The following is an 8,882-nucleotide window of genomic DNA, read 5'->3' on the forward strand; positions in this document are numbered from 1 at the left end:
TATCTATGTTGGTTAAAGTGCTTAATTCTATCCTTGCTCAAGTAAGCAGACTACCCCTACGAACGGTTCTCGTTGTCCCTTTTGTCCTGCAAACCGTCACGGCGGTGGGACTGGTGGGTTATCTCTCGTTTAGAAACGGACAGCAAGCAGTCAATGACCTGGCAGAACGTTTGATGCGCGAAGTGAGTTCCCGCATTCTCCAGTCCCTCCAGAGTTACACGGCAACGCCCCGCTTAGTTAATCAAATTAACACCAATGCCATTCGTCTGGGTCAAATCAATTTACAAGATTCTCCCCAGCTAGAACGTCACCTCTGGCATCAAATTCAAGCATTCAATTCAGTTACCTACATCCAATTCGCCACCGAACAAAAAGACTTTATTGGTGTCCACCGTTTAGACGATGGCAAATTCACCCTGACAATCTCCGGTGAATCTACAAAGTATGTTTACACGACTTATGCCCTTGACCGTCAAGGAAATCCCACTCAATTGTTGAAGCGTAGACCAAACTACGATCCTCGCATTCGACCTTGGTATAAAGCCCCCGTCAAAGCATCTGGAAATGCATGGACTGAAATTTACGCTTATTTTGACTTTTCCAAACTGGCGATTACTGAAGGAGTGCCTCTGTACGATCGCCAAGGTAAGCTACTGGGAGTAACTGCGGTGGATTTGTCTTTATCCCAAATCAGCGAATTTTTGCGTACCTTGGAAGTAGGTTCCACGGGTCAAACCTATATCGTGGAACGCAATGGGATGCTGGTAGCTAGTTCCACATCCGAACAGCCATTTATCAAGGAAAAAGCAAAACCTCAGCGTCTTTTGGCAGTGAATAGCAAAGAGCCGTTAATTCGCTCGACTGCCGAGTATTTACAGCAGAAGTACGGTAATTTAAATCAAATTACGGAAAATATTCAGCTAAAATTTGACATCGAAGGTAAGCATCACTGGGTTCAAATTACACCCTTTTCCGATAAGTTTGGTCTAGACTGGTTGATTGTGGTAGTCGTGCCGGAATCCGACTTTATGGCACAAATTCATGCCAACACCCGCACCACCATTGTTTTATGTTTGGCAGCACTGTTTGTATCCACGTTACTAGGTTGGTTGACCTCGCGCTGGATTAGCCAACCAATTCGCCGTCTCAGTCAAGGGAGTCAGAATATTGCTAGCGGCGAACTCGACCAACAAGTAGACGTGCAAGGCACGCAAGAGCTAACAGTTTTAGCCCAGTCTTTTAACCAAATGGCGGAACAGTTGCGCATCGCTTTTGCTGCTCTAAAAAAAACGAAGGCAGAGTTAGAAATTCGGGTCGAACAACGCACTGCCGAACTCAAAGAATCCCAAGATCAATTGCAACAACAAGCCCAAGATTTAGAAGAACGAGTGCGACAACGCACCGCCGAATTGTTAGAAGCAAAAGAAGCGGCAGAAGCAGCTGACGAAGCCAAGAGTACTTTTTTAGCCACAATGAGCCACGAATTGCGGACGCCCCTCAACGCCATTCTCGGCTTCGCCCAATTGATGAAATGCGATTCATTGCTTTCTCCCTCCTACCGGGAAAATCTCAACATCATCGCTCGCAGTGGGGAACATCTGCTGGCATTAATTAACGACATTCTCGATATGTCCAAAATCGAGTCTGGTCGGATGTTGCTAATGGAAAACTCTTTTGACTTTTATCTGTTGTTAGATAGCGTCGAGCAAATGTTCCAACTCCAGGCAAGCCAAAAAGGCTTAACGCTACAGTTTGAACGCAGTCCGGAAGTTCCCCAATATGTAAATACCGACGAGCGAAAATTGCGCCAAATTTTGATTAACTTGCTTGGCAATGGGATCAAGTTCACCCAGCGAGGCGGCGTGACAGTCAGAGTGCTAATGGCTAATGGCTCATTGCTAATAGGAAAAGAAAAAGATAATTCCAATTTACCCTCGTTCCCAGGCTCTGCCAGGGAAGGCAAATTACCCTCGTTCCCAGGCTCTGCCAGGGAAGGCAATTACCAATTGCATTTTGAAATTGAAGACACTGGGTGTGGCATTCCTAATGAAGAGATTGAAGATTTATTTGAACCGTTTGTGCAGAGTAAAACCAATCGGGGGTTTCAAGAAGGCACGGGTTTAGGTTTGCCGATTAGCCGTGCTTTTGTGCGCTTGATGGGGGGTGACCTCACTTTAGTTCGCACGGCAGTGGGTGAGGGTACGACGTTTGCGTTTGACATTCAAGTGACTCTGGCGGCGGCGGCGGAGGTGGAGGTGACTGTACCCCTGCGTCGCGTCATTGGACTGGAAGTAGAACAACCGACTTATCGCTTGCTGGTGGTGGAGGATGGCTGGGAAAACCGCCAACTGCTGATTAAGTTACTGCAACCTTTGGGTTTTGAGGTGAAAGAAGCGGTGAATGGACTTCAAGCGCTTGAGGTTTTGCAGAGTTGGAAACCGCATTTAATTTGGATGGATTTGCGAATGCCGGTAATGGACGGGTACGAAGCAACGCAACAAATTCGCGCCAAACTGGAGGGGGAAGCGATGGCAATTATTGCGTTGACTGCCCACGTGTTTAAAGAGGAACGCGCGGCGATTTTGTCGGCTGGTTTTGATGATTGCGTCAGCAAGCCGTTTCGGGAAGCCGAATTGTTTGCCGCGATGAGTCAGCATTTAGGGGTGCGTTACATTTATGAGGAACCTACGACAAGCGAGGCTTCTAAGGAGGAAAATGTATTGAGTGGGGAAGACTTCGCATCTTTACCCGCCGAATGGCTGAAAAAGCTAGAAGAGGCGATTTTGATGGGAGATATGAAGTTAATGGAGGATGCGATCGGGCAAATCCGCACCCAGGACGATGCCATCGCCCTAGCCATCGCCCATTGTCTCGATAACTTCGAGTACGATAAGATTTTGCACTTAATCGAAGCTGCCAATCAACTCTTAACAACTAACCCCTAGCACCCGATAAACCCATGCAAACTGACAAATTTAAAGGCAACATTTTAGTCGTTGATGACACCCCAGCCAATCTGCACCTGTTAATCGATATTTTGAGCAAACAAGGCTACGAAGTTCGCCCCGCCCCCAACGGTAAATTTGCCCTATCCGCTGCTAAGGGAATGCCACCCGATTTAATTTTACTAGACATTATGATGCCGGGAATGAACGGTTACGAAGTCTGCGAACAACTCAAAATTGATGAGCGAACCAAAGACATCCCGGTTATTTTTGTTAGCGCGATCAACGAAGTGCTAGATAAAGTCAAAGCTTTTGCCATTGGTGGAGTTGATTATATCACAAAACCCTTTCAAGTAGAAGAAGTTTTAGCCAGGGTGGCAGCTCACTTAGCAATTCGCAACCTGCAAAGAAGCTTGCAAAAGAAAAATGAGGAATTAACCACAACCTTGCACCAACTCACAGCCACCCAAAATCAATTGATTCAATCAGAAAAAATGGCAGCCTTGGGACAATTAATTGCGGGCATTGCCCATGAAATTAATACCCCACTGGGTGCGATTCGCTCATCGATCAACAATATTGCTGGGTTTTTCGCCGAAAACTTGCAGGCATTACCCGAATTTTTTCAAGGACTCTCTGCTGAAAATCAACAGGATTTCTTTGCCTTAATGGAAAAGTCAAGCCAACAAACAACCTCCTTCTCTAGTAAAGAAAAACGCCAAATCAGAAAAGTTTTGCAGCAGCAGCTAGAAGAAATGGGAATAGAAGACGCCGATAACATTGCCAGTACTCTAGTCACTTTTGGCATTTACGACGATATTCAACCCTTTTTACGCTTACTGCAAGACCCAGACCGGGACAAGCTGCTCAAAACAGCCTATGACTTAGCTAGTTTTCAGAAAAGTACCAAAACTATTATGACGGCTACAGACCGGGCTGCCAAAATCGTGTTTGCCCTCAAAAGTTATGCCCGCTACGACAATTTTGAAGAAAAAGTACAGGCGAATATCGGTGAAGGAATTGAAACAGTATTAACCCTCTACCAGAATCAACTCAAACAGGGGGTAGAAGTCATCAGAAACTATCAAGAATTACCGCCGATTTGGTGCTACCCCGATGAACTGAATCAAGTTTGGACAAACTTAATTCACAATGCCGTGCAAGCGATGAGTAATCGGGGAACCTTAAAAATTGATGTGACTCAGCAAGAAAGATTTATCAAAGTCCAGATTACCGATAGTGGCTGTGGGATACCCGAAGAAATTATGCCCCGAATATTTGAGCCATTCTTTACAACAAAACCCCCTGGAGAAGGCAGCGGCTTGGGATTGGATATTGTCAAAAAAATCGTTGAAAAACATCAGGGAAAAATTGCAGTTTCCTCCCTGACGGGTCAAACAACATTTACCGTGTTTTTACCAATAAATTTCAACGAGAATCCTAGCCTTGCTTAAGCCAGGGATTTGATGCTAGAGTCTTAGCTATATCCATTTGAAACAGGAAGCCAACAATGCCTAAGTCAGCCATTATATGCGTAGATGATGAGGTCACTGTCTTAGAAAGCCTTGAAATCGAACTGCAAAAAGCATTTAAGAATCAATATCTGTATGAATTTGCTGAAAGTGCTGATGAGGCTTTAGAGGTAATTGAGGAATTAATCGAAGATAGCGTAAACATTGTAGTGATTGTATCCGATTGGTTGATGCCGGGAATGAAAGGCGATGAACTGTTAATTTTAATTCATCATAGATTTCCAGAGGTGACTACTATTTTATTAACTGGACAAGCAGATAGAGAAGCAGTGGAACGTGCTATCAACGAAGCGAAGATCCATGCTTACTTGACCAAACCCTGGAATACTAAAGAATTAATTGAAACCATTCGATCTGGACTCTCAAAATCATGAAAAAGCCCGCAATTATCTGCGTAGATGATGAACTAACTATCCTGGAAAGTCTGGAACGAGAGCTGCGAATATCTTTCGCGGGTAAATATACGATAGAAACAGCAGAAGGAGGGGAAGAAGCTTTAGAAATATTGGATGAATTGCTAGAAAATAAATATGAAGTTCCTTTGGTCATCTCCGATCAGATTATGCCCGGTATGAAAGGAGATGAGTTATTAAAAATTGTTCGGCAAAAATCACCTAAAACCGTGACAATAATGCTCACGGGTCAAGCCAATATAGAAGCAGTTATCAATGCAATTAACCAGGCAAATTTATATCGTTATATTGCCAAGCCCTGGGAAGCAGAAGACTTAAAATTAACCGTAGAAAAAGCAATTGATAGCTATTTTCAGGAGAAAAAGCTAGCCGAACAAAATGCAAAACTTCAGGAAATGAATCAATTGCTGGCGCGATTAAACAGCGAACAAGCCGCGCTAATTGCCCAACTGCAAGAAAATGAAAATCGCTTGAAACAGTTTTTAGAAGCGATGCCAATCGGCGTTGCTGTTTTGGATACACAAGGCAAACCTTACTACATTAATCGGCAGGCAAAAGAATTATTGGGTAAAGGAGTTGTGCCTGGTATAACCTTGGAGCAATTATCAGAGGTTTATCAAGTTTATCAAGCAGGTAAAGACCAGCAGTACCCAACTGAAAAGTTGCCGATTATCCAGGCGTTGAATGGCAAAAGCGTCACCGCTGACGATCTAGAAGTTCGCCAAGGTGACAAGATTATACCCCTAGAAGTTTACGCAACGCCTATTTATGATTCCCAGTCAGAAATTGCCTATGCAATTAACACGCTAAAAGACATTACGGAACGGAAACAAGCAGAAGAAGACCGGGCAAAATTTATTTCAGAACTGTTTGAACTCAATTGCAATTTGGAACTGGCGCTGTACGCTGAATCGGAATTAGCCAATGCGGCTAAACGGTTTGTACCGAATGAATTTCTTTCCTTGTTGGGACACCAAAGCTTGGTGGATGTGAAATTAGGCGATGCGGTGCAGCAAGAAATGTCGGTGCTGTTTTCCGATATTCGCAACTTCACGACGCTTTCTGAAAGCATGACTCCCCAGGATAATTTTAAATTTATTAATTCTTATCTATCGACGATGGAACCTGCGATCGCTCAAAATCATGGGTTTATTGATAAATATATTGGCGATGGAATTATGGCACTGTTTAGCGGCGGTGCGGATGATGCTGTCAAAGCAGGAATTAACATGTTACAACGCCTCGAAGATTATAATCAAAATCGCATCAGAGCGGGCTATGCACCCATTCGCATCGGCATTGGAATTAATACCGGGTCTTTGATGCTGGGAACTGTTGGGGGACAAAGACGGATGGATGGGACGGTGATTAGCGATGCGGTGAATTTAGCCTCGCGGGTGGAAAATTTGACAAAAGCTTATCAAGCGCCAATGTTAATTACTCACCAAACATTTGTACAATTGAATCAATCCCATCAATATGCAATTCGCCTGATCGACCGCGTCCAAGTTAAAGGAAAATCAGAATTAGTGACTGTTTATGAAGTGTTTGAAACCGAACGTCCAGATATTAAAGAGGGCAAGTTAGCAACTTTACCAATATTTTTAGAAGCTTTGTCTAACTATAGTTCAGGAAAATTGAGAGAAGCGGAACAACTGTTTGCAGATTGTTTGCGCCAAAACCCGCTGGATAAAGTCGTGCAAATTTATCTAAAACGCTGTCAAGAACCTGGTACGGTAACGCCAATTTACTCTGAATCTAACTTGAGGGGAGTTTGTGGAAATGGACGGAGCGATTCTGCTTCGGAGACGCTGCGCGAACGCAACGAGCAAGTTATATCAAATCCCGTTGCATCGGAATGATCGGCCTTTCTGGGTAATTGCTAATTGCTAATTGCTAATTGCAAGAAAAGCCCCTACAGGTCGTAATTCCGATGCCTAAGGAAACGATATTAATGGAAATCCGTAATAGTCTGCACAGGCAAATCACCTTTGTTTCTCTGAAAAATCGTCGGTTTGTTAACTAGAGATCCCAGCTTGAAACTTTGGTGATAGGAACGCCCTTGCGTAAGTCCTGATTACCTACCTTCTTCTTTTCTCTTCCCTTCCCGGTTCTGCGTATTTTGCGGTTCCTTATAACAATAACTCATGGTAAAATGAATAGAAAAACTAACCATAAAAACCCATGACAAAATACATTGCTGCCATCGATTCTGGAACAACCAGCACCCGCTTCATTATTTTTGAAAAAGCTGGAAAAATTGTGACTTTCGCTCAAAAAGAACACGAACAAATTTATCCTAACCCCGGATGGGTAGAACACAGCCCAACCGAAATTTGGGAACGCACGCAAACGGTTATCGATGAAGCTTTAGACCGAGGAAATATCGCGCCTCAAGAGATTACCGCCATCGGCATTACGAATCAGCGCGAAACAATTGTAGTCTGGAATCGACACACGGGAAAACCTTACTATAACGCCATAGTTTGGCAAGATACCCGCACCGATAATATCTGTAACGAATTAGCTCAAAATGGGGGAATAGACCGTTTCCGCGCCCAAGTTGGGTTACCACTTGCCACCTATTTTAGCGGCCCTAAAATTAAGTGGATGTTAGATAATATAACAGGTTTGCGCGCAGCAGCTTTATCCGGGGATGCTATTTTTGGCAACATCGATACATTTTTAATTTGGCATTTGTCCGGCGGTACTCAAGGGGGATTGCACATTACCGACGTCACCAATGCCAGTCGCACTATGCTGATGAATTTAGCCACCTTGGAGTGGGATAAGGAAATTTTGGAAATTCTGGACATTCCGCAGCAGATGCTACCAGAAATTCGCCCTTCTTCCCAAGTTTACGGTCATGTTGTTGGTCGGTTAGCGGGAGTACCTATTGCGGCAGATTTAGGCGACCAACAGGCGGCGTTAGTTGGGCAAACTTGTTTCGCTCCTGGTGAGGCTAAAAACACCTATGGTACGGGTTGTTTTATGTTATTAAATACAGGCAATGAGCAGATTGCTTCTGCGCGTGGGTTGCTGACTACTGTGGCGTACAAAATGGGGGATGAACCTGCGGTTTATGCTTTGGAGGGGAGCGTTGCGATCGCAGGCGCATTGGTACAATGGTTGCGGGATAACTTGGGCATGATTTCCACTAGCGCAGAAGTCGAAGCGCTGGCTAATTTAGTAGAAGATAACGGCGGAGTTTATTTTGTGCCAGCATTTTCGGGACTATTTGCCCCCTATTGGCGTGCTGATGCGAGGGGTGCAATTGTGGGACTCACCCGCTACGTGCAAAAAGGTCATATTGCTAGGGCGGTTTTAGAAGCAACTGCATGGCAAACGAGGGAAATTTTAGATGCAATGGAACAAGATTCAGGAGTGAAATTAACCGCGCTTAAAGTCGATGGCGGCATGGTGGGAAATGAAACTTTGATGCAGTTTCAGAGCGATGTTTTAGGCGTGCCGGTGATTCGTCCTTTAGTAGCAGAAACTACAGCGCTGGGAGCCGCTTATGCAGCGGGTTTGGCAACGGGTTTTTGGAGTAGCATCAACGAGTTGCAAAATAATTGGGGAGTCGATAAAGTTTGGGAGCCTAATATGATGGTTGATGTGCGGGAAGCTAAGTATGCACAGTGGAAAAAGGCCGTTACTAAAACATTTGATTGGGTGTAGGTTTGTTTATTTAGATCTTGCGCCTACCCGCTTACCCGCCTGGGAATAAATTCCCAGGCTAATAGCTAAAGTCCACTCAAGTGGACTAAAACTTTTCTCCAGTCGTCTTTAGACGACTTCGCCTCTCGCCTCGTTACCAGGCTCCAGCCTGGTCGCCTCGTTACCAGGCTCCGGCCTGGTAACGCATTGGTCGCCTCGTTACCAGGCTCCGGCCTGGTAACGCATTGGTCGCCTCGTTACCAGGCTCCGGCCTGGTAACGCATTGGTCGCCTCGTTACCAGGCTCCGGCCTGGTAACGCATTGGTCGCCTCGTT

General features: G+C 44.8%; 5 protein-coding genes. All 5 read left to right on the forward strand.

Going from position 1 to position 8,882, the window contains the following annotated elements:
- Positions 1-5 precede the first annotated feature (5 nt).
- Complete coding sequence (locus MiSe_RS26260; RefSeq protein ID WP_226586162.1) at positions 6-2,945, forward strand: hybrid sensor histidine kinase/response regulator; 2,940 nt, start codon at positions 6-8, stop codon at positions 2,943-2,945.
- Between the two features lie 14 nt (positions 2,946-2,959).
- On the forward strand, positions 2,960-4,399 hold the full coding sequence (locus MiSe_RS26265) for a response regulator (RefSeq protein WP_226586163.1): 1,440 nt from the start codon (positions 2,960-2,962) through the stop codon (positions 4,397-4,399).
- 56 nt (positions 4,400-4,455) lie between these two features.
- Entirely contained in the window at positions 4,456-4,851 is a 396-nt protein-coding gene (locus MiSe_RS26270) for a response regulator (protein ID WP_226586164.1), read from the forward strand.
- Positions 4,848-6,752: an adenylate/guanylate cyclase domain-containing protein gene (locus MiSe_RS26275; protein WP_226586165.1), complete on the forward strand. Its 1,905-nt coding sequence runs from the start codon at positions 4,848-4,850 to the stop codon at positions 6,750-6,752. Before MiSe_RS26270 ends, MiSe_RS26275 begins: the two co-directional genes overlap by 4 nt.
- Positions 6,753-7,074: 322 nt before the next feature.
- The gene (gene glpK / locus MiSe_RS26280) at positions 7,075-8,568 is read left to right on the forward strand and encodes a glycerol kinase GlpK (RefSeq protein WP_226586166.1); all 1,494 of its coding nucleotides are present in this window, start codon (positions 7,075-7,077) and stop codon (positions 8,566-8,568) included.
- The last annotated feature ends 314 nt before the right edge of the window (positions 8,569-8,882 follow it).

This window comes from Microseira wollei NIES-4236, from assembly GCF_020521235.1.
Classification (GTDB): Bacteria; Cyanobacteriota; Cyanobacteriia; order Cyanobacteriales; family Aerosakkonemataceae; genus Microseira; species Microseira wollei.